Raw genomic sequence first — 23,345 nt, 5'->3', positions numbered from 1 at the left:
GCGCGTCCCACATTGCGACGCGTTCCCGTCGACACCGACCGGAAGGTTCTCGATGCGCACATACCGGACACCCCGTAGGCCTGGCCGCAGAACCCGTCTCACCGTCGCCGCCGCATTCACCCTCGGCGCGGCGCTCACCGCCCCGGCCACCGTCTCGCAGGCCGCCGCGGAGCCGCCCACGCCGGGCGCCCCGGGCCTCGGCGACCCGATGTTCCCGCTCGACGGGAACGGCGGCTACCGCGTCCGCCACTACACGCTCGACTTCGACTGGCGGGCGCCGCTGACCCCGTTCGCCGCGTCGGCGACGATCACCGCCAGGGCGGAGCAGGCGCTGTCCCGCTTCAACCTCGACTTCGCGGGCAACGAGCTGCACACGGTCACCGTGAACGGGCGCCCCGCGCAGTTCCGCAGGGAAGGCGACGAGCTGGTCGTCACCCCCAAGTCGGCGCTGCGCGACGGGGATTCGTTCACCGTGAAGGTCGACTACACCGCCGACCCGACGCAGACCCGCCACCGCGACGACGCGATCGAGGACTACGGCTGGATACCCACGCCCGACGGCACGGTCCTGTACCCGCAGCCCAACGGCGCCAAGCTGATCTTCCCGGCCGACGACCACCCGAGCCGCCGCGCGCCGATCACCTTCCGCGTCACGACCCCGCCCGGTCTCACGGCCGCCGCCAACGGCAGGCTCGTCGACCGGACCGTCCGGCCCGACGGCCGGGTCCGCTGGACCTACGACTCCGAGCAGCCGGTCGCGGCCCAGCTGGCGCAACTGGCCATCGGACGGTTCCGGTTCATCGACGGCAAGGGGCCTGGCGGTCTCCCGCTGCGTGATGTCGTGCCGGACGCGCTGGTGGCGCCGACCAAGCAGTACCGCGACCTGACGCCCGCCCACCTCGACTGGCTGCGCGAGCGGCTCGGCCCCTACCCCTTCAACCGGTACGGCGTCCTGGTCGGCGACACGGACCTGGGCGTGGCCCTGGAGACCCAGACCCTGTCGCTGCTGCCCAAGGCGGACCTGCTCGGCACCCGGGTCGACGCCGAGCGGGACCTGATGCACGAGCTGACCCACCAGTGGTTCGGCGACAGCGTCGCCCTCGCCGGCTGGTCCGACCTGTGGCTCAGCGAGGGCCACGCCCGCTTCTACGAACGCGCGTACTCCGAGGAGCACGGCGGGGACAGTTTCGAGGCCGCCATGCGGACGGCCTACGAGAACCACGATCAGTGGCGCCACGACTACGGGGCGCCCGCCGAGCCGACCGAGCCGAACCTGTTCAAGCGCATGCGCTACGACGGCTCGGCGCTCGTCCTGTACGCGCTGCGCGCGGAGGTCGGCGCCGGCACGTTCCAGCGGATCGAGCGGGCGTGGCTGACGACGTACCGGGGCAGGGCGGCGTCGACGGCCGACTTCACCGCGCTGGCCTCGAAGGTCGCCGGGCGGGATCTGTCCGGCTTCCTGCACCCGTGGCTGTACGGCCCGAAGACCCCGCCCATGCCGGGACACCCCGACTGGGTGGTCACCCCGGTGGTCAGCCCCTGACACGTCGTCCCCGGGTACGGGGTCAGCGCACCCCCACGGCCGCCAGCGCCTTGCGCTGCTTCGGGGTCGGGTGGGCCGGGAAGTACAGGTAGCAGACGCCGCCGGTGCCGGAGACCACCTTGCCGGAGGCGTTGTAGCGCTTGGTGCGCAGCCAGATCGTCTCCCACTCGGCCCGCTTGTAGACGCGCCGCACCGCCGGGTCGCTCGGCGACGCCGGGTCGTTGGCGATCACGTCGCCCTCGGCGGTGAACCCGATGACGGTCATGAGGTGCCCGGAGGTGCCGTAGCCCGCGCCCGTCAGCTCCTCCTTGAGGAACGACTGGGACGTTATGGCCGGGATACCGGCCGCGATCAGCGTCTCCAGGTCCGTCAGGGAGGAGAGCCGGGTGACGACGCCCTGAAGGTCCTTGTACGTCGCCGCGTACGCCGCGTTGAAGGGCCAGTTGCCGCAGCCCTCGTACTGGTAGTCGAACGTGGAGCGGGCGGCGAGGCAGACCTGCGGGTCGGCGTAGGACGGGTCGACCCAGGCGAGCTGCTCCGCGGTGGGCCTGCGCCCCCAGTACTCGATGATCATCTGCGAGGAGGTGGGGCTGCACCAGGCCTCGCCGCCGTTGTCGTACTGCGGGTACTGGCCGGCGTGGATCTCCTGCGAGTAGCGCGGGACGATCAGCTCCTTGGCGAGCCCGGGGGTGGAGGCCGGGACGGTGAAACGGTCCGGCACGTCCGAGCCCATCGCGCCGAGCCGCCACACGGTCGGGGCGGCCTTGGCGCCGGGGGCGCGCAGCAGGGTCAGGCGCAGGCTGTAAGAGACGAGCCGCAGACCCGAGGCCGCGTCGTCGATGGAGAAGGTGTCGGTCCAGATGCTCGACCTGCCGTCGCTCTGGTCGTCGACGGAGGTGCGGCGGATGTCGAGGGTCTCGTCGTCCCCGGCCGTCCAGCGGCCCATCACGTACCAGGGCGTCTTCGTCCCGTCGGTGTACGTGCCCTGCAGCTCGACCTGGATCCAGGTGCCGGGCGGGGTGTGCGCGTTCCAGGAGGCGATGACCTCGGTGGCGGGGACGCTCAGGCGGTGGACCGGGGAGGTCCAGGTGGCGTACTCCCAGTCGGAGGTCCTGTCGAGGTGCGGGTCGGTGTAGGTGAGCGTGCCGGTCGCCTTGGCGAGGGTGACGCCGGGGCGGGCGCCCGCGACGGCGCGCGTGCCCTCGGCGGTGCCCGAGCGCCAGTCGGCGAAGGTCGTCCAGGTGTGGTTGTCCACGGGGCGTGCGGGGGCTTTCGGCCGGGCGGCGGACGGGCCCGCCGCCGCGCGCGCGGTGCCGGCGGCCGCCGTGGCGGCGAGGACGACGCCCGCGGCCGCGGCGAGCACGGTTCTGCGGGCCGGACGGGAGTCCTGATCGGGTCGGGTCATCGGGTGGTCCCCCAGTCGACGGGTCGGACGGGTCGTGCGGACGGTGCGGAGCGCACAGGGGCAGGAGATCGCCTTGTGGAACAGTGCGCCAACTATGGCCGCAGTGACGCGTTTTCCACCAGCGTTCCGGGGCCTGTCGCCCGGACCAATATTGGTCTCCACCACTGGAATGACCTGCGGCGGCGCGCGCGAAACCCGGTCCGGTCCCGGCGGGGCCGCCGCGTAACCTGGCGGCTGTGAGCTACCAGCCCGTGTCCCTCGCCCCGTACGCCGGCCGCCTGCGGCGGCTGCCGCCGTCGTGCGGTCCCGTGCGTCTCGTCGGCATCGACGGGCACGCGGGCTCGGGGAAGTCGACCTTCGCGGCGCGGCTGGCCGAGGCGCTCGGCGGGGCGCCGGTGCTGCGCCTCGACGACATCGCGAGCCACGACGCGCTCTTCGCCTGGACGGACCGACTGCGCGAACAGGTACTGACGCCGCTCTCCCGGGGCGACGCGGCGCACTACGAGAGCTACGACTGGCACGCCCGCCGCTTCGGCGCCGTGCGCGAGCTGCCGCCCGCCGGGGTGATCCTCGTGGAGGGCGTGGGCGCGGGCCGGCGCGCTCTGCGGCCCTCTCTGGCGCGTCTCGTGTGGATGGATCTGCCGCGGGAGACGGCGTGGGCGCGCGGGCGGGCCCGGGACGGCGCGGCGCAGGAGGGGTTCTGGGACGGCTGGATACCGGCGGAGCGCGAGCACTTCACACGCGACCCGTCCCGCCCCTTCGCCGAGGAATTGGTACGGGAGTGCCCGCAGGGGTACGAGGTGCGCGTGGGGCCTGGCGGGACCCTGCGAAACCACCCTTCCGTCACACAGGGTGAAGGACCGCCAGCGGTGCGCTGACGCCCTCGCTACGGCCTTCCGCCACTTTCCCCGAGTGCCTCAACTCTGCTTGACCCAGGGGCCGTACAGGACTTACGTTTCCAATGAGCGGCCTTTCGGGGCCGCCGGCAGACGCGAAGCCCCCGGTTGTTCCCCCGTGATCGGGGGCTTCGTTCTGCCCGCAATGTCCTTGTCGATCCGTGCCGAGCCCCTCGCCGCTTACCCTGGGTCACCATCCTCCACCGCGCTCACCTGCGCGAAATCCCGGGCCCGCGGCGCGCTCCGCACCGATCCGACACCGTCGCGCCCTACGGCCGACCACGCCCTCGCAGGTACGATGCCCTCGGTGCGGTCTACGGACGGCTCGCTGTCCGCATCGTGACAACTCCCGTCCATGACAGAGCGGTTCATCGGGGGCACGGCTTGTGGGGGACGTGATGGACTTCGGCACCGGTGCGCCGACGGGCCCGGCCGACCTCGCCTGGCTGCGGGGCGTCGACGCGTACACGATGGGCGCGTATCCGCAGGCGGAGGAGGAGTTCCGGGCCGCGGTGCGGCTCGATCAGGGGATGGCCGACGGCTGGCTCGGACTGCACGCGCTGCGGATCGACACGACGACGGCGCTGCTGCGGATGTTCCGCCACCGCAACCGGTTCGGGGAACAGCGCACGAGGCACCGCCGCACGCTCAACTCCTGGTACTGGCTGGGCTGGTGGGTGCAGCCGGTCCTCGAACGCCCGCGCGACCTGCTGCTCGCGCACGCCTCGCACTGGCTGGACGGGCGCCACGTCCCCGAGCTGGACCGGGCCCTGTCCACCCTGCCGGCGGCCGACGCGGATCCGCAGGTGCGCTTCCTGCACGCCTGCCGGGCCTACCTGGTCAAGGACTGGGACCAGCTGGTCCGGCACACGGACTCGCTGATCGACGACCCCATGCTCGGCATCGAGGCCGGCCTCTTCGGCGGCATGGCGCGGGTGCGCCTGGAGATGTACGGGCAGGCGGAGCCGCTGCTCTCCTCGGCCCTGATGCGCTGTCGCAGCGAGCAGCCGCAGCGCAAGGAGCTGCGGTACTGGCTGGCGCGGGCGCACGAGGGCACGGGCCGCTCGGCCGCCGCGATGCCGCTGTACCGGGCCGTGCACCGGGTCGATCCGGCGTTCATGGACACCTCGGCGCGGCTCGCGGCGATCGCCGAGGGCGACGGGTACGGGGACTTCGGCGACGGGCCGGACCTGGCCCCGCTCCCCCTGACCGGCTACCAGGACAGCGCGGACGGCGGGGAGTCGGTCGAGCCGCTGTTCGCGGGTGACGGGCGGGACCTGAAGGTCACCGAGCCGGGGCTGCCGACCCCGAGCGCGGTCGGCGCGGACGAGCCCGACATGGTGCGGGAGAAGGCCGTCGTACCGGTCTCCGCGCCGCTGCCGGCCGGGCCCGCCGATCCGGTGCTCCTGGAGGAGGCGCTCTCCGAGCTGGAGCTGATGGTCGGCCTTGAGCCGGTGAAGCGGCAGGTGAAGGCGCTCTCCGCGCAGCTGAACATGGCGCGGCTGCGCGCGGGGCAGGGGCTGCCGGTCCAGCCGCCGAAGCGGCACTTCGTCTTCTCGGGCCCGTCGGGCACCGGCAAGACGACGGTGGCCCGCATCCTCGGCCGGGTCTTCTACGCGCTCGGGCTGCTCGGCGGCGACCATCTGGTGGAGGCCCAGCGCTCGGACCTGGTCGGCGAATATCTCGGCCAGACCGCCGTGAAGGCCAACGAGCTGATCGACTCCGCGCTCGGCGGCGTCCTCTTCGTCGACGAGGCGTACGCGCTGTCCAACTCCGGCTACGGCAAGGGCGACGCGTACGGCGACGAGGCCCTGCAAGTCCTGCTCAAACGGGCCGAGGACAACCGGGACCACCTCGTGGTGATCCTCGCCGGATATCCGGAGGGCATGGACCGGCTGCTCGCCGCCAACCCCGGCCTGTCGTCGCGCTTCACGTCACGGGTCGACTTCCCCTCGTACCGGCCGATGGAGCTGACCTCGATCGGCGAGGTCCTCGCGGCCGAGAACGGGGACGCGTGGGACGAGGAGGCCCTGGAGGAGCTGCGCTCCATCGCCGGGCACGTGGTGGAGCAGGGCTGGATCGACGAGCTGGGCAACGGGCGGTTCCTGCGGACCCTGTACGAGAAGTCCTGCGCCTACCGCGACCTGCGGCTCACCGGATACCTGACCGAGCCCTCCCGCGACGACCTGGCCACGCTGCGGCTGCCCGACCTCATGCAGGCGTACGGCGAGGTACTGTCCGGGCGGGGGCCGCAGGACCCCACGGGGTTGTAGGGCCTGCGGCCGCCCGGGCCGGGGCTACGTCAGCGCCGCCTCCTGCTTCGTCCGGGCCACCGGGACCTCCGGCTCCTCCCGGTGCGCCGGGTCGCGGACCTCGCCGACCAGCAGTTCCAGGACGTCCTCCAGGGCGACGAGGCCGAGGACCCGGCCCGACGCGTCGGCGACCTGCGCCAGGTGCGTCGCCGCCCGGCGCATCACCGTCAGGGCGTCGTCCAGGGGCAGTTCCGCGCGCAGCGTCGTCATCGGGCGCCAGACCTGCTGCGGGACCGCGCGGTCCGTGCCGGGGCCCTCGATCAGGTCGAGGACGTCCTTGATGTGCAGGTAGCCCATGAACGCGCCGCCCTCCGCGCAGACCGGGAAGCGGGAGTACCCGGTGCGCGCGGTGAGGGCGATGATCCCGGCCGGGGTGACCGAGGGGCCGACGGTGACCAGGTCCGCGCGGCGCAGGAGGACGTCGGTCACCGGGCGGGAGCCCAGTTCCAGGGCGTCCTCCAGGCGTTCCTGTTCCTCCGGGCCGAGCAGGCCCGCCTGGCCGGAGTCCTCCACCAGGCGGTTCAGCTGCTCGCTGGTGAAGACCGCCTCGACCTCGTCCTTCGGCTCGACCCTGAACAGCTTGAGGATCACGCGGGCGCAGGCGCCGAGCGCGATCGTCACCGGCTTGCAGAGCCGGGCGAAGGCGACCAGACCCGGGCTGAACCACAGCGCGGTCTTCTCGGGCGCCGCCATCGCCAGGTTCTTCGGCACCATCTCGCCGATGACCAGGTGCAGGAAGACGACCGCCGCCAGGGCGATGGCATAGCCCAGCGGGTGGATCATGCCGTGCGGGACGTGGACCGCCTCGAAGACGGGTTCCAGGAGGTGCGCCACCGTCGGCTCCGCCACCGCGCCGAGCGTCAGCGAGCAGATGGTGATGCCGAACTGGGCCGCCGCCATCATCTGCGGCAGGTGTTCGAGCCCGTACAGGACCTGCCGGGCCCGCTTGCCCGGCAGCGGTTCGATCTGGCTGCGGCGGACCGAGACCAGGGCGAACTCGGCGCCGACGAAGAAGCCGTTGGCGAGGACGAGGAGGATCGCGAAGAAGAGTTGCAGCGCGCTCATCGGGCCGCCTCCAGGACGGCGGCCGGGGCGTCCGCGAGCTTCACGATGCGGACGCGCTCGGCGCGGTAGTGGTCGACCTGGCGTACGGCCAGGCGCCAGCCCGGCAGTTCGGCCTTGTCGCCGGGGGCCGGGATGCGGCCCAGGAGATCGGCGACGAGTCCGGCCACCGTCTCGTAGGGGCCTTCGGGGACGTCGAGGCCTATGCGGCGCAGGATGTCGACGCGGCAGCTGCCGTCGGCGTCCCAGGCGGGCCTGCCGTCCTCGGGCGGGGCCGCCGCGAGTTCGGGCAGGTCGAGCCGGTCGTGCTCGTCGCGGACCTCGCCGACGAGTTCCTCCACGATGTCCTCCAGGGTGACGACCCCGGCCGTGCCGCCGTACTCGTCGACGACGACGGCGATGGGCTGCTCGCTGCGCAGACGCGCGAGGAGCGGCTGCACGGGCAGGGTCTCCGGGACGAGGAGCGGGGCCTGGGCGATGCGCACGACGGGCGTGCGCAGGCGCTCGTGCGCCGTCATCGCCAGGGCGTCCTTGAGGTGGACCATGCCGATGACCTCGTCGATCCGCTCCCGGTAGACGGGGAAGCGGGACAGGCCCGTGGCACGGGTCAGGTTGATCACGTCCTCGGCGGTCGCCGATGCCTGGAGCGCGCTGACCTTCACGCGGGGCGTCATGACGTGCTGCGCGGTCAGCTCGCCGAGCGACAGCGTCCGCACGAACAGGTCGGCGGTGTCCTGCTCCAGGGCGCCCGCCTGCGCCGAGTGCCGGGCGAGCGAGACCAGCTCGCCCGGGGTGCGGGCGGAGGCCAGCTCGTCGGCCGGTTCGACGCCGAGGGCGCGGACGAGGCGGTTGGCGACCGTGTTGAGCAGGGAGATCACCGGCCGGAAGAGACGGGCGAAGGCGTGCTGGGGGCCGGCCACGAAACGGGCCACCTGGAGCGGCCTGGAGACCGCCCAGTTCTTCGGGACCAGTTCGCCGATCACCATCTGCGCGGCGGAGGCGAGCAGCATGCCGACGACGACCGAGACGCCGCTCGCGGCGCCCTCGGGCAGGCCGACGGCCTCGCAGGGGCCGCGGAGCAGCTCGGCGAGGGCCGGTTCGGCGAGCATGCCGACGACCAGGGAGGTGATGGTGATGCCGAGCTGGGTGCCGGAGAGCTGGAAGGACAGCTCCTTGAGCGCCTCGACGACGGTGCGGGCGCGCTTGTCGCCCGCGTCCGCCGCCTCCTTGGCGTCCTGGCGCTCGACGGTGACGAGCCCGAACTCGGCCGCCACGAAGAACCCGTTGGCGAGGATCAGGAGGAAAGCTGCCGCGAGGAGCAGCAACGGGATGGTCATGCAGCCGCCTCCGGGGACCTGCGCGCGAGGGGCGCGCTATGTCGGGAGGGGGCGGCGCAGGTACTGCCGGACGATCCGTCCATCGCTGGAGGGAGTCACTCCTTGGTTAGCAGGAGCCCCCGCCCACCCGTCCGGGCGCGGCAGGGGCGGAGCGGCACATGGCGCACGCCCCGCCCAACAGGTTAATCAAGGTTGGGGGCAAGGTGTCAGGGGCCGGGGCCCTGACTCAGCCCTGAAGTCCCGTCCGGGCCTCGGCGAGCGCGCGCAGCGCCTTCGCGTCGCGGATCGCGCTCTGCTTGGCCAGGGCCGGCTGGATGCCCATGGCGGCCAGGCTGGTGCCGTCGGTGAGGTTGAGGAAGACCCAGGGGTCGCCGGGGCGCAGGTTGACCTGGACGATCTCCGCCCAGGCGAGGCGGCGGCCACGGGCGATGTTGACGACGGTGACGCCGTCCTCGTCGGCGACGACCTTGGGCCGCGCGAGCAGCCCGAGCACACCCCAGAACAGCGCCGCGGTGAAGACGAAGCTCAGCTTCTCCGCCGGGCTCATCGTGTCCAGGATCAGCGCGACGACGCTGATCACGACGAAGCAGGCGGCGCCGAGCGCGTGCAGGATGACGCGGGTGTGACCGGGCCGGAAGGTGACCGGAAGGGCTACGGGGTCGGACATGGTGTGCGTCCTCAGAGGCGGCAGGCGTGGATGGCCGTGGTGAGGATGGCCCGCGCGCCGAGGGCGTACAGGTCGTCCATGATGCGCTGCGCGTCCTTGGCGGGGACCATGGCGCGCACGGCGACCCAGCCCTCGTTGTGCAGCGGGGAGACGGTCGGCGACTCCAGGCCCGGGGTGAGGGCGACGGCCTTCTCCAGGTGCTCGGCGCGGCAGTCGTAGTCCATCATCACGTACGTACGGGCGACGAGGACACCCTGGAGGCGGCGCAGGAACTGCTGGACCTTCGGGTCCTCGGCGCTGTCGCCCTTGCGGCGGATGACGCACGCCTCGGACTTCATGATCGGGTCGCCGAAGACCTCCAGGCCCGCGTTGCGCAGCGAGGTGCCGGTCTCGACGACGTCGGCGATGGCGTCGGCGACGCCGAGCTCGATGGCGGTCTCCACGGCGCCGTCGAGGTGGACGACGGAGGCGTCGACGCCGTGCTCGGCGAGGTACTTGCCGACGATGCCCTCGTAGGAGGTGGCGATCGTCTTGCCCGCCAGGTCGGCGAGGTCCTTGACGGCGCCGGGCCGGGAGGCGAAGCGGAAGGTGGAGCGGGCGAAGCCGAGCGGCAGGATCGTCTCGGCGTTGGCCCCCGAGTCGATCAGGAGGTCCTGGCCGGTGAGCCCGATGTCGAGCTTGCCGGACGCCACGTAGATCGCGATGTCCTTGGGGCGCAGGTAGAAGAACTCGACCTCGTTGCCCGGGTCGACCGTGACGAGTTCCTTGGACTCCTTGCGCTGGCGGTATCCGGCCTCATGGAGCATCGCCGACGCAGGCCCGGACAGTGAACCCTTGTTGGGGACGGCGATGCGCAGCATGAGGACGGATTCCTTCGCGTAAGGGGTGGTGAATGGGGTCGGGCCGCGTCGGGACGGCTCAGAGGTGGGCGTACACGTCGTCGAGGGAGATGCCGCGGGCGACCATCATCACCTGGACGTGGTAGAGCAGCTGCGAGATCTCCTCGGCGGCGGCTTCCTTGCCCTCGTGCTCGGCGGCCATCCAGACCTCTGCGGCCTCCTCGACGACCTTCTTGCCGATGGCATGGACACCCTTGCCGACCAGCTCTGCGGTGCGGGAAGTGGCGGGGTCGCCGGTGGCGGCCTTCTGCTGGAGCTCGGCGAAGAGCTCCTCGAACGTCTTATTGGACATGGTGGCCCCTACTTTACGCGGCTCTCCCCCGCCCCTAACGCCAGGGTTCGGAGACGGTACGCAGCGTGGTGGCGGTGGCCACGGCCGCGGTGACCGCTTCGTGCCCCTTGTCCTCGCTGGAGCCCTCGATGCCCGCGCGGTCGAGCGCCTGCTCCTCGGTGTCGCAGGTGAGGACGCCGAAGCCGATGGGGACGCCGGTGTCGACGGAGACCTGGGTCAGGCCCTGGGTGACGCCCTGGCAGACGTAGTCGAAGTGCGGGGTGCCGCCGCGGATGACGACGCCGAGCGCGACGATCGCGTCGTAGCCGCGGCCCGCGAGGACCTTGGCGACGACCGGCAGCTCGAAGCTGCCGGGGACGCGCAGGACGGTGGGCTCGCTGATGCCCAGCTCGGTCAGGGCGCGCAGGGCGCCGTCGACGAGGCCGTCCATGACCTTCTCGTGCCACTGGGCGGCGATGACGGCCACGCGCAGGTCGCCGCAGTTCTTCACGCTCAGTTCGGGGGCACCCTTGCCGCTCACGCGCTTCTCCTCGTACGTAGATGAGTTCAGGGAACAGATGGAGTTACTGGTTGGTGCAGGCGGATGTCTTGGGCGCGTCCAGCCAGGGCAGGTCGTGGCCCATCCGGTCCCGCTTGGTGCGCAGGTAGCGGAGGTTGTGCTCGCCCGCGGTGATCGGCATGGGCTCGCGGGCGGTGACGACGAGGCCGTGCCGGGTGAGGGCGTCGGTCTTGTCGGGGTTGTTGGTCATCAGGCGCAGGGTGCGCACGCCGAGGTCGTCGAGGATCTGGGCGCCCGCCGCGTAGTCGCGGGCGTCGGCGGGCAGGCCCAGCTCCAGGTTGGCGTCGAGGGTGTCGCGGCCCTGCTCCTGGAGCTCGTAGGCGCGCAGCTTGGAGAGGAGGCCGATGCCGCGCCCCTCGTGGCCGCGCAGGTAGACGACGACGCCGCGGCCGTTCTCGACGATGCGGCGCATCGATTCCTCCAGCTGGGGGCCGCAGTCGCAGCGCAGGGAGTGGAAGACGTCGCCGGTGAGGCACTCGGAGTGGATACGGACCAGGACGTCATGGCCGTCGCCCAGGTCGCCGTGGACGAGGGCGACGTGTTCGACGCCGTCGACCGTGGAGCGGTAGCCGTACGCCGTGAACTCGCCGAAGGCGGTGGGCAGATGGACGGTCGCCTCGCGCTTGACGGTGGGCTCGGCGGAGCGGCGGTAGGCGATCAGGTCCTCGATGGAGATGATCGTCAGGCCGTGCTTGCGGGCGAACGGGATCAGCTCGGGCAGGCGCAGCATGACGCCGTCCTCGCCCGCGATCTCCACGATGGCGCCGGCCGGGCGGAGCCCCGCGAGGCGGGCGAGGTCGACGGCGGCCTCGGTGTGCCCGTTCCTGGCCAGGACGCCGCCGGTGCGGGCGCGCAGCGGGAAGATGTGTCCCGGCCGGACGAAGTCGCCCGGCTCGGCCGTGCCGCCCGCCAGGAGCCGGAGCGTCACCGCGCGGTCGGCGGCGGAGATGCCGGTGGTGACGCCGTGCGCGCCGGAGGCGTCGACGGAGACGGTGAAGGCGGTCTTCATCGACTCGGTGTTGTCGCCGACCATCTGCGGCAGGTCGAGCCGGTCGAGTTCGGCGCCCTCCATGGGGGCGCAGATCAGGCCGCGGCACTCGCTCATCATGAACGCGACGATCTCGGGCGTGATCTTCTCGGCGGCGACGACGAGGTCGCCCTCGTTCTCCCGGTCCTCGTCGTCGACGACCACGACGGGGCGGCCCGCGGCGATGTCGCGGATCGCCTGTTCGACCGGGTCGAGGGAGAGGTCGGTGTCGGCGGTGATCTCGTACAGGTGGGCTGCGGTGCTCATGCGTGGGCTCCTTCGAGCGCGGGGGCCTTGGCCGCGGCGGCGCGGGACCGCAACCACCAGTCGCGCATGCCCCACAGGACGAGCGCGCCGTAGATGACGTAGACGAAGCCGGAGAAGGCGAAGCCGTTGGCGAAGTTCAGCGGGACGCCGACGAGGTCGACGAGGAGCCAGGCGAACCAGAACTCGACCATGCCGCGCGCCTGGGCGTACATGGCGACGACGGTCCCGACGAAGATGTACGCGTCCGGCCACGGGTCCCACGACAGCGCGGGGAACGCGGTGAACAGGCCGCCGACGGCGAGCGTGCCGAGCGCGGCGGCACCGACGAGGGCGCCCCGCTCACGCCAGGTGGCGAACCGGACGGCGATGGAGCCGTCCTGCGCCTGGCCCGTACCCCGGTTCCACTGCCACCAGCCGAAGAGCGCGACCAGGATGACGACGAGCTGCTTGCCCGCGCTGCCCGAGAGGTGCGCGGTGGCGAAGGCGGTGAGGAGGATCGCGCCGGAGATCAGCTGGGCGGGCCAGGTCCATATGGAGCGGCGCCAGCCGAGCGCGAGGGCGATCAGACCGATGGTGTTGCCGATCATGTCCGACCAGAGGATGTGCTGGTCGAAGATGGTGAACGCTTCCGTGTTGAGCCAGTTCACTTGGTGCCCCCCTGAGCGCTGTCCCGGCCGTCCTGCCGCGTACTGCCCTGGTAACCGAGCATCCGCTCGACGTATTTCGCGAGGACGTCGACCTCGAGGTTGACGGGGTCGCCGGGCTGCTTGAAGCCGAGCGTGGTCAGGGCGAGGGTGGTGGGGATGAGGCTGAGGGTGAAGTAATCGGCGCCCGCCTCGACGACGGTCAGGCTCACACCGTCGACGGTGATGGAGCCCTTCTCGACGACGTACCGGGCCAGCTCCTCCGGGAGCGAGATCTTGACGATCTCCCAGTGCGTGGAGGGCAGGCGTTCGATGATCGTGCCGGTTCCGTCGACGTGGCCCTGCACGATGTGCCCGCCGAAGCGGCCGTCGGCGACCATCGGGCGTTCGAGGTTGACGCGGGAGCCGGCCGCGAGCGCGCCGAGGCTGGAGCGCTTGAGGGTCTCGGCCATGACGTCGGCGGTGAAGGAGTCGCCGTCGTGCTCGACGACGGTGAGGCAGACCCCGTTGACCGCGATGGAGTCGCCGTGTTTGGCGCCTTCGGTGACGACGGGGCCGCGGACGCGGAAGCGACATGCGTCGACCGGGCTGCCGAGCATCTCGACGGCGGTGATCTCGCCCAGCTCTTCGACGATTCCGGTGAACACTTCCCGGGTCCTCCCTCATAGGGCATGGACTCCGGGGCGCTGTCGTACGACGACGACAGAACGTACGGACTGCGACACCGGTCACCGGGAACGACGCCGAACGACGGGACCGCCCGGCTGATGTGGGACGGCACCCGGAACAGACGGCGACGCACACCCTGGGGTGTCCGCCCGCCGCGCACTGCCTCCCATCCGGACTTTAACCGTCGGTCCAGGAATTTCACCTGGTCAACCGGCCACTGGACGTGACCGGGTCGCGGACTGTAACCGCCGGTTCGGACTTTCACCGACCCCGGAGTGCGCTGCTTCTGGTACAGGGCCAGTGTGCCACGTCCGATCCATGTGCATGCAAGCGAATCCTGTGGACTGGCTCACAGGGTCCGGGCGGCGGCGCGCCCCTCTGCCAGGGTGGGACCGTGACGAGCAGCTCCACCACCGGCCCCGCCGACGGACCCGACGCCACCGCGGAGTTCGAGCGGCACCGGCCGCGGATGTTCGGCCTCGCCTACCGGATGCTCGGCTCCGCCGAGGAGGCGCAGGATGTGGTGCAGGACGCCTACCTGCGGTTCGCCGGTACCGAGCCGGGCTCGATCGGGCATCTCGGCGGCTGGCTCGCCAAGGTCGTCACGAACCTCTGCCTGAACCGGCTCACGTCGGCGCGGGTGCGGCGCGAGCAGTACGCGGGGCCCTGGCTGCCGGAGCCCGTCCTCACCGCCGGCGGCACGCTCGGCCCCCTCGAATCGGCCGAGCAGCGCGACTCGGTCTCCGCCGCGCTTCTGGTGCTCCTCGAGCGGCTGACGCCGACCGAGCGGGCGGTGTACGTGCTGCGCGAGGCGTTCGCGTACGGGTACCGGGAGATCGCCGGGGTCCTCGACCTGGGCGAGGCGAACTGCCGCCAGCTGTACCGGCGGGCGACCGCCAGGATCGGAGAGCCGGGGGCGCGGTTCGAACCGTCGGAGCGGGTGCGGCGGGAGCTGGCGGAGGCGTTCGTCGGGGCGGCCCGCGAGGGTGACCTGGCCGCCCTGGAGAAGGTGCTCACCGCCGACGTGGTGTGGTGGAGCGACGGCGGCGGCAAGGTCAGCGCGGCGCGCAAACCGGTCGGGGGCCGCGTGAAGGTGCTGCGGTTCCTGGCGGGCATCGCGGAGCGGTACCTGGTGGGCGCGCGGCTCACGGTCGCCGAGATCAACGGGGAGCCGGGGATCGTCGCCCTGCTCGGGGGCAGGCTGCTCGCGGTCGTCACGTTCGAGGTGCGGGGCGGGCTCGTCATGGCCGCGCACACGGTCCTCAACCCGGACAAGCTGGAGTTCGCCGACCGGCAGCTGGCCGCGGCCCGTCAGGAGTTCTGAAAAAGATCGTCCCGGGTTGTCACATGCGCGGGGGCCCGCCGGTTCTCAGCCGGTGACGGGCGCTCCACCAGGGAGCGCTCCGGGTACGAAGGAGCTGATGCGGCCGTGACCACGATTCTCGTGACCGGGGGTACCGGAACGCTGGGCCGGCTCGTCACCGAGCGGCTGCGCGAGGACGGGACCGACGTACGGGTGCTGAGCAGGAGGTCCGAGCCGTACGCGGTGGACCTGCGGGAGGGCGGGCCCGCGCTGGACCGGGCCGTCCAAGGGGCCGATGTGATCGTGCACTGCGCGTCGTCGCCGCGCGGCGGGGACGAGCAGGCGGCGCGGAACCTGATCGGGGCCGCGCGCCGGGCGAAGGTCCCGCACCTCGTCTACATCTCCATCGTCGGCGTGGACCGGGTGCCGTTCGGCTACTACAAGGCGAAGCACGCGGTGGAGCGGCTGGTCGAGGAGTCCGGGCTCGGCTGGACGGTGCTGCGGACGACCCAGTTCCACGAGTTCGTCCACGCCATCCTGCGCACCTTCGCGAAGTCACCGGTGATGGTGCTCCCCGCCGGCCTCGACGACCAGCCGATCGAGGTGGCGGAGGTCGCCGACCGGCTGGCCGGGCTGGCCCTTGAGCCCCCGGCGGGCCGGGTCCCCGACATGGGCGGCCCCGAGGTCCGCACGCTCGGGGACCTGGCCCGCGCCTACCTGCGGGCGGAGGGAAAGCGCCGGGCGGTGGTCAGTGTGCCGCTGGCGGGGAAGACGTACCGGGCGTTCCGCTCGGGCGGCCATCTGGCACCGGAGCGGGCGGTGGGGAAGGGGACGTTCGAGGAGTATCTGCGCCGGTGAGCGCCCGGGGCGGGCCCGTGGGCCGCACACGCCCTCCCGGGTCAGCCGGTCGGTCCGAAGACGTCGTCCTGCGCCGACTGTCGCGCCGTGAGGAGCGCTCCGCGCAGCACCGCGCCGCCGCCGAGCGCTCCCGGCCGTACCTCCGTCGCCAGCGGGGACAGTGCGGTGAGGCGGGTGGCGACGCGGTGGGCGAGGGTCTCGCCGCCCGCCCGGCCCACCTCCCCGGCCAGGACGAGGCAGCCGGGGTCGAGGACCGCGACGACGGCGGCGGCGCCGAGGACGACACGGTCGGCGAGCGCGTCGAGGAAGGCGTCCGCGCCGGAGGCGACCGCGTCGCGGACCACCTCGGCCGCGCGCTCCACCGGCTCGCCCGGGGCCACGAGGCCGTGGGCGGCGGCCAGTTCGAGGATCGCGGCCGAGCCTGCCAGGGAGTGGTAGCCGCCGTCGCACCCGGTGGCGGAGGGCAGGCCGCCCGCGCCGGGCACCGGCAGGAAGCCGACCTCCCCGGCGCCGCCGGAAGCGCCGCGGCGCAGCTTGCCGTCGAGGACGACCGCCGCGCCGATGCCGAGCCCGAGCCAGAGCAGCACGAAGGTGTCCTGCTCGCGGGCGGCGCCGTCGAGCTGTTCGGCGAGGGCGGCGAGGTTCGTCTCGTTCTCGACCAGGACCCGGGCGGGGAGCCGCTCCTGGAGCACGGTGACGAGGCGCCGGTGCCACTCCGGGAGACCCGAGGAGTCGCGGAGTTCGCCGGTCGCCGGGTCGATCAGGCCGGGGGCGCCCACCCCGACGGTGTGCAGCCGGTCGACGCCCGCCTCCTTGGCCGTGTGTTCGAGGAGGGCGACGGCGCGCTCGACGGCGGCGCCGGTCCGCTCCCCCGCCTCGACCGGCAGGGACGCCCGCGCGAGCACCGTGCCGAGGAGGTCGGCGACGACGAGCCGGACGCTCTCGGTGCGCACGTCGAGGGCCGCTAGGTGCGCGCGGTCGGCGACGATCCCGTACAGCCGGGCGTTCGGACCGCGCCGTTGCGCGCCCGCCTCCCCCACGACCGTGACGAGCCCGGACGCGGTGAGCCGCTCCACGAGGTCCGCGACCGAGGGCCGGGAGAGCCCGGTGCGGTCCTTCAACTGCCCGGCGGTGAGCGGGCCTTCGTCCTGGAGGAAGCGCAGCGCGAGCCGGTCGTTGATGGCGCGGGCGGTCCTCGGTGTCGCGGGCATGGCCGGATCCTACGCTGAAATAGGGGGTAACTATCAGGCAGGGTTCCTGATAGTTTACGGCGGCCACCTCGGGCGCGCGGACGGGACGCGTACGGGGATCGACCGGGAGGGGCCCGCCGGATGAGTGAAGTGACGTACGCGCCGCGGAGCGTGAAACGGGCGCGCTACGCCGTCGCGACCGTGTTCTGCGTGCACGGCGCGGTGACCGGGTCCTTCGCGACCCGCGTGCCGTGGATCCAGGACCACGCGGGCGTCAGCGCGGGCCAGCTCGGCCTCGCGCTCGCCTTCCCCGCGATCGGCGCGTCCGTGGCGATGCCGCTGGCCGGGAGCGTGACCCACCGGTTCGGCGCGCGGACGGCGCTGCGCGGCCTGCTCGCCCTGTGGACGCTGTCCCTGGTCCTGCCCTCGCTCGCCCCGAACCTGCTCACGCTCTGCGCGGTGCTCTTCGTCTACGGCGCGTCGGCCGGCATGTCGGACGTGGCGATGAACGCGCTCGGCGTGGAGATCGAGACCCGCCTCGACAAGTCGATCATGTCGGGCCTGCACGGCATGTGGAGCGTGGGCGCGCTCATCGGCTCGGCGGGCGGCACGCTCGCCGCGCACATCGGCGCCGACGCCCGACTGCACCACCTGCTCGCCGCCGCGGTGCTGACCGTGGCCGGGTTCCTCGCCTGCCAGTGGGTGCTCGACCTGCGCCCGGCGGAGGACGAGGAGGCGCCGCCGCGGTTCGCGCTGCCGCCGAAGTCCGCGCTGCTCATCGGCGCGGTCGGATTCTGCGCCGTCTTCGCCGAGGGCGCGAGCCTGGACTGGTCGGCGGTCTATCTGCGGGACGTCCTCGACACCTCGGCGGGGCTCGCCGCCGCCTGCACCACGGCGTTCACGCTCACCATGGCGGTGGCCCGGATCGCCGGGGACGCCGTCGTGGACCGGTTCGGGGCGGTGCGCACCGTGCGGGTGAGCGGCGTCATGGCGACGGCCGGCGCGCTGCTCGTGGTGATCGCCCCGAACCCGCCCGTCGCGATGGCCGGGTTCGGTCTGCTCGGCCTCGGTATCGCGGTCGTCGTCCCGCTCGCCTTCGCGGCGGCCGGGCGCAGCGGGCCGAACCCGAGCCAGGCCATCGCGGGCGTCGCCACGATCACGTACACCTCGGGTCTCATCGCCCCGTCGGCCATCGGCACGGTCGCCGACCTGACGAGCCTCGTGGTCTCGTTCGGCCTGGTGACGGCGTTGACGTGCGGGCTGGTGGTGTGCGCCGGTGTGCTGCGCGGGGCGGACCGCACGACGACGGCCCCGAAGGACACGCCGGTGGCGCGCACCCCCTGAGTTCCCCGCCGCCGGGTCCGGCTCGGCGCGAGGCTCGTACGTACGTGCCCTTACCATGAGGCGATCGTTTCGAGCCACAGAAAGCAGAACTCACATGGACCTCGGCGTGCGCTGGAAACTGCACGGTGACGGGCGCACCCCGGCCCCAGGCGCCGTGGTCCGCCCCGACGAACGGCTGTCGTGGCCGCGCACGATCGGGCTCGGCGCGCAGCATGTGGTCGCCATGTTCGGCGCGAGTTTCGTGGCCCCCGTCCTCATGGGGCTCGACCCGAACCTCGCCATCATGATGTCCGGCGTCGCGACGGTGATCTTCCTGCTCGCGACGCGCGGCCGCGTCCCCAGCTACCTGGGCTGCTCGCTCTCGTTCGTGGGTGTCGCGGCCGTGATCCGGGCACAGGGCGGCACCAGCGCCACGGTGACGGGCGCGGTCCTCGTCGTCGGCGCCGTGCTGTTCCTCGTGGGCCTCGCGGTGCAGCGGTTCGGGGCGCGGATCATCCACGCCGCGATGCCGCCGGTCGTCACCGGCGCGGTCGTCATGCTGATCGGCTTCAACCTGGCGCCGGTCACGGCCTCCACGTACTGGCCGGCCGATCAGTGGACGGCGCTCCTGGTGATGCTGTTCACCGGTCTGGCCGTGGTGTGCCTGCGCGGTTTCTGGTCGCGTATCGCGATCTTCCTCGGGCTGATCTTCGGCTACGTGATCTCGTGGCTCTTCGACCGGATCTTCGGCAAGATCCACTCGGTGAACGGCGGCGCCGAGGCCGTCGACCACTGGCGCCTGGACTTCTCCGCGGTCGGCAAGGCGGACTGGATCGGCCTGCCCACCTTCCACGGTCCGTCCTTCCAGTGGTCCGCGATCCTTGTCGCGCTGCCCGTCGTCATCGCCCTGATCGCGGAGAACGCCGGGCACGTCAAGGCCGTCGGCGAGATGACCGGCGCCAACCTGGACGACAAGCTGGGCACCGCGATCTCCGCGGACGGCGTCGGCTCGATGCTGTCCACCGCCGTCGGCGGCCCGCCCAACACCACGTACTCCGAGAACATCGGCGTCATGGCCGCGACCCGCGTCTACTCGACGGCCGCCTACTGGGCGGCGGCCGGGTTCGCCCTCCTGTTCGGCCTGTGCCCGAAGTTCGGCGCGATCGTCGCGGCGATCCCGGGCGGCGTCCTCGGCGGCATCACCGTCATCCTCTACGGCATGATCGGCCTGCTCGGCGCGCAGATCTGGATCAACGCCAAGGTCGACCTGCGCAACCCGCTGAACCTGGTGCCCGCCGCCGCGGGCATCATCATCGGCGTCGGCAACGTCTCCCTGAAGTTCTCCGACAACTTCTCCCTCAGCGGTATCGCGCTCGGCACGATCGTCGTCATCACCGGGTACCACGCGCTGCGCGCGATGGCGCCCGCACACCTGAAGTCGCAGGAGCCGCTGCTCGACTCCGGCACGTCCACGTACGACGAGAAGACGTACGGCGAGAAGACGTACGGCGAGGACGCCAAGCAGTAGCGCGCGGTTCGCTCGTTCTGGGGAAGCGCCGAGCGGGGCCGCATCCAGGCGGCCGACGACTGCGACTCTTCGCTCATGGCGCAGTCGCAGCAGTACGAGCCGCTCGCAGCGGCACCGGGGGTCGATCGCGGGGCCGGTCACGGGGGCGGCCAGGGGGTCGACGCGGTGATCGCGCGGATGCGCGCGCTCGCCGCGGGGCTTCCGCCCCGGGACGGTGTGGCGGTCTTCAACCGGGTCTACCTCGCCGTCACCGAGGCGGTGGACCGGGCCATCGACAGCGGCGCGGCAGGCGGTTTCCCGGACCGCGCCGCCGCCGTCACCCTCGACGTCCGCTTCGCGGAGCGCTACCTCACCGCCGTGGACACGGCCTCCCCCGGGCTGCGGCTCGGCCCGGCGTGCTGGCGTCCGCTGCTGCAGTTCCGCCGCCACCCCGGGGTCAGGCCGCTGCAGTTCGCCCTGGCCGGCATCAATGCGCACATCGGCCACGACCTGGCGCTCGCCGTCGTGGACACCTGCCACGCGCTCGGCTGCGAACCGCCCGCCCTGGAGGACGAGTTCGACCGCGTCGGAGACCTCCTCGTCACCCTTGAGGAGCGCATCCGCGAGGAGCTGATGCCGGGCCCCGATCTCCTCCAGGTCGCCGATCCGCTCACCCATCTGCTCGGCTCGTGGAGCCTGGAGCGGGCGCGCGACGCCGCGTGGGGCGCGGCCCGCGCCCTGTGGGCGCTGCGCGGACTGCCGGGCGTGAGCGCCGAGTTCACCCGCTCCCTGGACACCTCGGTGGGCCTGGTGGGGCGCATGTTGCTCACCCCGCTCCCCGACTGAAGAAACCTTCGGTCTACACGGAACTCCCGGGCGCCGCTCGCGCGTTGACCTCTGCGACATCCGATGCGCACGCGACGAAGGAGCACGGTATGGCGACCCGACTCGGCCTCGGCCTCCCGCAGATGCGGCAGTACGACATCGGCCGCGACATCCCGGACGTGGCGCGCGCCGCCGAGGCGACCGGGTACGAAAGCCTCTGGGTCTTCGAGCGGATCCTCTTCCCCGAGCCCGCCCGGCAGGGCCTCTACGGCGTCCCGGGCCTCCCCTGGCCCGACCGGTACCGCTCGGTCGCCGACCCGCTCGTCTCGCTCACGCTCGCCGCGGCGGCCACCTCGCGCGCGCGGCTCGGCACCAGCGTCCTCGTGGCCCCGCTGCACGTGCCGTTCCAACTGGCCCGCGCCCTCGCCTCGTTGGACGCGGCGAGCGGCGGCCGGGTCGTCGCGGGGCTCGGCACCGGCTGGTCCCACGACGAGTACGCGGCGGCGGGCGTGGCGCCCTTCGAACGGCGCGGCAAGGTCCTGGACGAGCTGATCGCGGTGTGCCGGGCGGTCTGGGGCCCGGACCCGGTGGCGTACGAGGGCGAGCTGACGGCGGTCGCGCCGTCCGTGGTCGGCCCGAAACCGGCGGGGCCGCTGCCCGTCCTGCTGCCCGCGAACAGCGCCAGGGCCGCGCGCCGCCTGGTCGACCACGCGGACGGCTGGATGCCCGCGGCGACCGGTGCGGAGGCGCTGAAGCAGCAGTGGGCGGAGTTGCGCGCGCTCGCCGAGGAGCGGGGCCGCACGGCGCCGCTGCAGAGCGTGCTGCGGGCGAACACGCTCTGGACGCGCGAGCCGTACACGGCCGACGACCGCCGCCCGTTCCAGGGCAGCGCCGACCAGATCGTCGAGGACCTGGCCGCGCACGACGAGGTGGGCCTGGAGGAGATCCTCGTCGACCTCCAGGGCGACTGCCGCGACGCCCAGGAGCTGAAGGACGTCGCGGCCGAGGTCTACGAGAAGGCCAGAGCTGCCGGTATCTAGGGGGTCAGTCCTCCGGGAGTTCGACCGGCGCGATCGCGTCGTACACGTCGCCGGGCCCGGGGTTGGTCGCGTCGGTGGCGCCGCCCAGATGGTGCATCACGCCCCACACGGCGTTGAGCGCGGTCTGCACGGCGCCCTCGGCCCAGCCGGCCGTCCAGGAGATGTCGTCCCCGGCGAGGAAGATGCCGCGCCGGTCCTCGGGAAGGCGCTCCTGCATGAAGTGGGTGAACAGGCGGCGCTGGTAGCGGTAGTGGCCGGGCAGGTTGGCCTTGAACGCGCCCATGAAGTAGGGCTCGTTCTCCCAGGAGACGGTGACCGGGTTGCCGATGATGTGCTTGCGGATGTCGACGTCCGGATAGATCTCGCCGAGCGACTTGAGCATGACCTCCATGCGCTCGTTCGCCGAGAGCGGCAGCCACTTCAGGCTGTCGTCGCACCACGTGTAGGAGAGGCAGATGACGGCGGGCTTGTCGGGTCCGTCGTCCAGGAGGTAGGTGCCGCGCGTCATCCGGTCGGTGAGCGTCATCGACATGGTGTCGCGCCCGGTGGCCGGGTTCCTGTCCAGCCAGAACGGCCGGTCGACCGGCACGAACAGCTTGCTGGACTCCATGTAGTGGGTGCGCTCGATCGCCGTCCAGTGGTCGATCGGGAAGAGCGCGTCGTCGCAGGCCACCTTGGAGAGCAGCATCCACGACTGCGCGGTGAAGATCGCCGCGCGGTAGGTGCGGATGTCGCCGTCGGCGTCCGTGACCGTGATGTGGTTCCCGGCGGTACGGGCGAGCCGCGTCACCGCGGGCCGGGGCTCGCCCGCCGCGTGCAGCGAGGCGAGCGAGGTCCCGGGCGCCCAGTGCACGATCTTCTGCGGCTCGCGCTCCCACAGCCGCAGCGGCAACTGCTGCGAGCCGCCGACGATGCCGCGGTGGTGGTCGTCGGCCTCGGTGTAGACGACGCGCAAGATCTCCAGGATGGAGTTGGGGAAGTCGGTGTCCCAGCCGCCGGTGCCGAAGCCGACCTGGCCGAAGATCTCGCGGTGGCGGAAGGACTTGAACGCCTCGGAGTCGCACAGGAACCCGTAGAAGGTCTGGTTGTCGAGCTTCTCGACGAGCTGGGACCAGATCTCCCGGATGCGCGGCACGTCCCGCTCGCGCATCGCCTGGTTCATGTCGGTGAAGTCGGCGCCCTCCTCCAGGCAGGCGGCCCACGCGGCGGCGACGTCACGGTAGACCTGCGGCAGGTCGTCGATCGTCTCCGCGTAGTGGCTCTCGCCCTTGAGGTCGACGACGGTCGAGGGGGTCGCCGGGGAGAGCGGGTTCGGGAACGGCCGCGTCTCCAGACCCACCAGGTCGATGTAGTGCTGGAGCGCGGTGGAGGAGGGCGGGAAGCGCATGGCGCCCATCTCGGCGCTCAGCCCGGCCGCGTCCGGCGGGGTCCCGTCGAAGCCGACCGTGCGCAGCCGCCCGCCGATCTTGTCCGCCTCGTAGACGACGGGCTTGAGGCCCATCTTCATCAGCTCGTACGCGGCGACGACGCCGGAGAGCCCGCCGCCGATGACGGCGACCTCGGTGCCGTGCTCGGTCGCCGGTATCTGCCCGAGCCCCGCCGGGTGCGCGAGGAAGTCGTCGTAGGCGTACGGGAAGTCAGGGCCGAACATGGTGATCGGCGGCTGCGCTTCGGTGTGCTGGACGGCGGTCGGCACCGTGGACGTCATGGGGTACGGGCT

Annotated in this window: 21 protein-coding genes and 1 riboswitch; of the genes, 9 read left to right on the top strand and 12 right to left on the bottom strand. The window is 72.3% G+C overall.

From position 1 onward, the window contains the following. Positions 1-52: 52 nt before the first annotated feature. Positions 53-1,543 (top strand): M1 family metallopeptidase, encoded by a 1,491-nt coding sequence (locus C1N81_RS36285; protein ID WP_394435610.1) that lies wholly within the window; start codon positions 53-55, stop codon positions 1,541-1,543. 22 nt (positions 1,544-1,565) lie between these two features. Here C1N81_RS36285 and C1N81_RS36280 read toward each other — a convergent pair whose 3' ends face one another. After that, the gene (locus tag C1N81_RS36280) at positions 1,566-2,948 is read right to left on the bottom strand and encodes a peptidase C39 family protein (RefSeq protein ID WP_394435608.1); all 1,383 of its coding nucleotides are present in this window, start codon (positions 2,946-2,948) and stop codon (positions 1,566-1,568) included. Positions 2,949-3,184: 236 nt separating this feature from the next. Here C1N81_RS36280 and C1N81_RS36275 point away from each other — a divergent pair, with 236 nt between their 5' ends. Together C1N81_RS36275 and C1N81_RS36270 are read left to right on the top strand one after the other, a co-directional pair. Beyond that, positions 3,185-3,826, top strand: a complete 642-nt coding sequence (locus C1N81_RS36275; RefSeq protein ID WP_394435606.1) for a uridine kinase family protein — start codon at positions 3,185-3,187, stop codon at positions 3,824-3,826. A gap of 416 nt (positions 3,827-4,242) precedes the next feature. Beyond that, positions 4,243-6,117: an AAA family ATPase gene (locus C1N81_RS36270; RefSeq protein WP_394435604.1), complete on the top strand. Its 1,875-nt coding sequence runs from the start codon at positions 4,243-4,245 to the stop codon at positions 6,115-6,117. Between the two features lie 24 nt (positions 6,118-6,141). Here C1N81_RS36270 and C1N81_RS36265 read toward each other — a convergent pair whose 3' ends face one another. From C1N81_RS36265 to C1N81_RS36225, 9 genes are all read right to left on the bottom strand, one after another. After that, entirely contained in the window at positions 6,142-7,221 is a 1,080-nt protein-coding gene (locus C1N81_RS36265; protein ID WP_394435603.1) for a hemolysin family protein, read from the bottom strand. Then, positions 7,218-8,555 carry a hemolysin family protein gene (locus tag C1N81_RS36260; RefSeq protein ID WP_394435601.1) on the bottom strand — a complete coding sequence of 446 codons (1,338 nt, stop codon included), beginning with the start codon at positions 8,553-8,555 and terminating at the stop codon, positions 7,218-7,220. Before C1N81_RS36260 ends, C1N81_RS36265 begins: the two co-directional genes overlap by 4 nt. Before the next feature lie 226 nt (positions 8,556-8,781). Next, positions 8,782-9,222, bottom strand: coding sequence for a PH domain-containing protein (locus C1N81_RS36255; protein WP_394435600.1), 441 nt, complete (start codon positions 9,220-9,222; stop codon positions 8,782-8,784). An 11-nt stretch (positions 9,223-9,233) separates the two neighbouring features. Continuing rightward, complete coding sequence (gene hisG, locus C1N81_RS36250) at positions 9,234-10,082, bottom strand: ATP phosphoribosyltransferase (RefSeq protein ID WP_394435598.1); 849 nt, start codon at positions 10,080-10,082, stop codon at positions 9,234-9,236. A 58-nt stretch (positions 10,083-10,140) separates the two neighbouring features. After that, the gene (locus tag C1N81_RS36245) at positions 10,141-10,413 is read right to left on the bottom strand and encodes a phosphoribosyl-ATP diphosphatase (RefSeq protein WP_361079704.1); all 273 of its coding nucleotides are present in this window, start codon (positions 10,411-10,413) and stop codon (positions 10,141-10,143) included. A gap of 34 nt (positions 10,414-10,447) precedes the next feature. Continuing rightward, positions 10,448-10,933: a 6,7-dimethyl-8-ribityllumazine synthase gene (gene ribH / locus C1N81_RS36240; protein ID WP_394435597.1), complete on the bottom strand. Its 486-nt coding sequence runs from the start codon at positions 10,931-10,933 to the stop codon at positions 10,448-10,450. 43 nt (positions 10,934-10,976) lie between these two features. Beyond that, complete coding sequence (locus tag C1N81_RS36235) at positions 10,977-12,266, bottom strand: bifunctional 3,4-dihydroxy-2-butanone-4-phosphate synthase/GTP cyclohydrolase II (protein WP_394435596.1); 1,290 nt, start codon at positions 12,264-12,266, stop codon at positions 10,977-10,979. Continuing rightward, on the bottom strand, positions 12,263-12,913 hold the full coding sequence (locus tag C1N81_RS36230) for a nicotinamide mononucleotide transporter family protein (RefSeq protein WP_394435595.1): 651 nt from the start codon (positions 12,911-12,913) through the stop codon (positions 12,263-12,265). Before C1N81_RS36230 ends, C1N81_RS36235 begins: the two co-directional genes overlap by 4 nt. Next, positions 12,910-13,557 (bottom strand): riboflavin synthase, encoded by a 648-nt coding sequence (locus tag C1N81_RS36225; RefSeq protein WP_394435594.1) that lies wholly within the window; start codon positions 13,555-13,557, stop codon positions 12,910-12,912. The genes C1N81_RS36230 and C1N81_RS36225 overlap by 4 nt, the downstream gene beginning before the upstream one ends. A 174-nt stretch (positions 13,558-13,731) precedes the next feature. Beyond that, a riboswitch (FMN riboswitch) is annotated at positions 13,732-13,862 on the bottom strand. A 111-nt stretch (positions 13,863-13,973) separates the two neighbouring features. Here C1N81_RS36225 and C1N81_RS36220 point away from each other — a divergent pair. Continuing rightward, positions 13,974-14,903, top strand: coding sequence for an RNA polymerase sigma-70 factor (locus C1N81_RS36220; protein WP_394435593.1), 930 nt, complete (start codon positions 13,974-13,976; stop codon positions 14,901-14,903). Positions 14,904-15,008: 105 nt separating this feature from the next. Next, positions 15,009-15,740, top strand: coding sequence for an SDR family oxidoreductase (locus C1N81_RS36215; protein ID WP_394435592.1), 732 nt, complete (start codon positions 15,009-15,011; stop codon positions 15,738-15,740). Between the two features lie 41 nt (positions 15,741-15,781). Here the strand turns inward: C1N81_RS36215 and C1N81_RS36210 are convergent, their stop codons facing one another. After that, positions 15,782-16,951 carry an ROK family transcriptional regulator gene (locus C1N81_RS36210; protein ID WP_394435590.1) on the bottom strand — a complete coding sequence of 390 codons (1,170 nt, stop codon included), beginning with the start codon at positions 16,949-16,951 and terminating at the stop codon, positions 15,782-15,784. A gap of 120 nt (positions 16,952-17,071) precedes the next feature. On the opposite strand from C1N81_RS36210, the gene C1N81_RS36205 reads away from it, so the two are divergent. The 4 genes from C1N81_RS36205 (at position 17,072) to C1N81_RS36190 (ending at position 21,625) form a co-directional block, all read left to right on the top strand. Continuing rightward, positions 17,072-18,274: an MFS transporter gene (locus C1N81_RS36205; protein WP_394435589.1), complete on the top strand. Its 1,203-nt coding sequence runs from the start codon at positions 17,072-17,074 to the stop codon at positions 18,272-18,274. A gap of 94 nt (positions 18,275-18,368) precedes the next feature. Beyond that, on the top strand, positions 18,369-19,781 hold the full coding sequence (locus C1N81_RS36200; RefSeq protein WP_394435587.1) for a uracil-xanthine permease family protein: 1,413 nt from the start codon (positions 18,369-18,371) through the stop codon (positions 19,779-19,781). A 75-nt stretch (positions 19,782-19,856) separates the two neighbouring features. Further along, complete coding sequence (locus C1N81_RS36195) at positions 19,857-20,606, top strand: DUF5995 family protein (RefSeq protein WP_394435586.1); 750 nt, start codon at positions 19,857-19,859, stop codon at positions 20,604-20,606. Between the two features lie 89 nt (positions 20,607-20,695). Continuing rightward, on the top strand, positions 20,696-21,625 hold the full coding sequence (locus tag C1N81_RS36190; RefSeq protein ID WP_394435584.1) for an LLM class F420-dependent oxidoreductase: 930 nt from the start codon (positions 20,696-20,698) through the stop codon (positions 21,623-21,625). Positions 21,626-21,629: 4 nt separating this feature from the next. Here C1N81_RS36190 and C1N81_RS36185 read toward each other — a convergent pair whose 3' ends face one another. Continuing rightward, positions 21,630-23,333 carry a flavin monoamine oxidase family protein gene (locus tag C1N81_RS36185; protein ID WP_394435583.1) on the bottom strand — a complete coding sequence of 568 codons (1,704 nt, stop codon included), beginning with the start codon at positions 23,331-23,333 and terminating at the stop codon, positions 21,630-21,632. Positions 23,334-23,345: the final 12 nt, after the last annotated feature.

It is taken from the genome of Streptomyces sp. SGAir0957, assembly GCF_043523415.1.
This window is presented reverse-complemented; position numbering and strand designations above follow the sequence as displayed.

Excerpts from the sequence above, each read along its gene's own strand:
- C1N81_RS36190 (WP_394435584.1), top strand. The coding sequence starts at position 20,696 with ATGGCGACCCGACTCGGCCTCGGCCTCCCGCAGATGCGGCAGTACGAC.
- C1N81_RS36280 (WP_394435608.1), bottom strand. The coding sequence starts at position 2,948 with ATGACCCGACCCGATCAGGACTCCCGTCCGGCCCGCAGAACCGTGCTC.
- C1N81_RS36245 (WP_361079704.1), bottom strand. The coding sequence starts at position 10,413 with ATGTCCAATAAGACGTTCGAGGAGCTCTTCGCCGAGCTCCAGCAGAAG.
- C1N81_RS36285 (WP_394435610.1), top strand. The coding sequence starts at position 53 with ATGCGCACATACCGGACACCCCGTAGGCCTGGCCGCAGAACCCGTCTC.
- C1N81_RS36235 (WP_394435596.1), bottom strand. The coding sequence starts at position 12,266 with ATGAGCACCGCAGCCCACCTGTACGAGATCACCGCCGACACCGACCTC.
- C1N81_RS36265 (WP_394435603.1), bottom strand. The coding sequence starts at position 7,221 with ATGAGCGCGCTGCAACTCTTCTTCGCGATCCTCCTCGTCCTCGCCAAC.
- C1N81_RS36270 (WP_394435604.1), top strand. The coding sequence starts at position 4,243 with ATGGACTTCGGCACCGGTGCGCCGACGGGCCCGGCCGACCTCGCCTGG.
- C1N81_RS36255 (WP_394435600.1), bottom strand. The coding sequence starts at position 9,222 with ATGTCCGACCCCGTAGCCCTTCCGGTCACCTTCCGGCCCGGTCACACC.
- C1N81_RS36195 (WP_394435586.1), top strand. The coding sequence starts at position 19,857 with ATGGCGCAGTCGCAGCAGTACGAGCCGCTCGCAGCGGCACCGGGGGTC.
- hisG (WP_394435598.1), bottom strand. The coding sequence starts at position 10,082 with ATGCTGCGCATCGCCGTCCCCAACAAGGGTTCACTGTCCGGGCCTGCG.
- C1N81_RS36205 (WP_394435589.1), top strand. The coding sequence starts at position 17,072 with ATGAGTGAAGTGACGTACGCGCCGCGGAGCGTGAAACGGGCGCGCTAC.
- C1N81_RS36185 (WP_394435583.1), bottom strand. The coding sequence starts at position 23,333 with ATGACGTCCACGGTGCCGACCGCCGTCCAGCACACCGAAGCGCAGCCG.
- C1N81_RS36210 (WP_394435590.1), bottom strand. The coding sequence starts at position 16,951 with ATGCCCGCGACACCGAGGACCGCCCGCGCCATCAACGACCGGCTCGCG.
- C1N81_RS36200 (WP_394435587.1), top strand. The coding sequence starts at position 18,369 with ATGGACCTCGGCGTGCGCTGGAAACTGCACGGTGACGGGCGCACCCCG.
- C1N81_RS36260 (WP_394435601.1), bottom strand. The coding sequence starts at position 8,555 with ATGACCATCCCGTTGCTGCTCCTCGCGGCAGCTTTCCTCCTGATCCTC.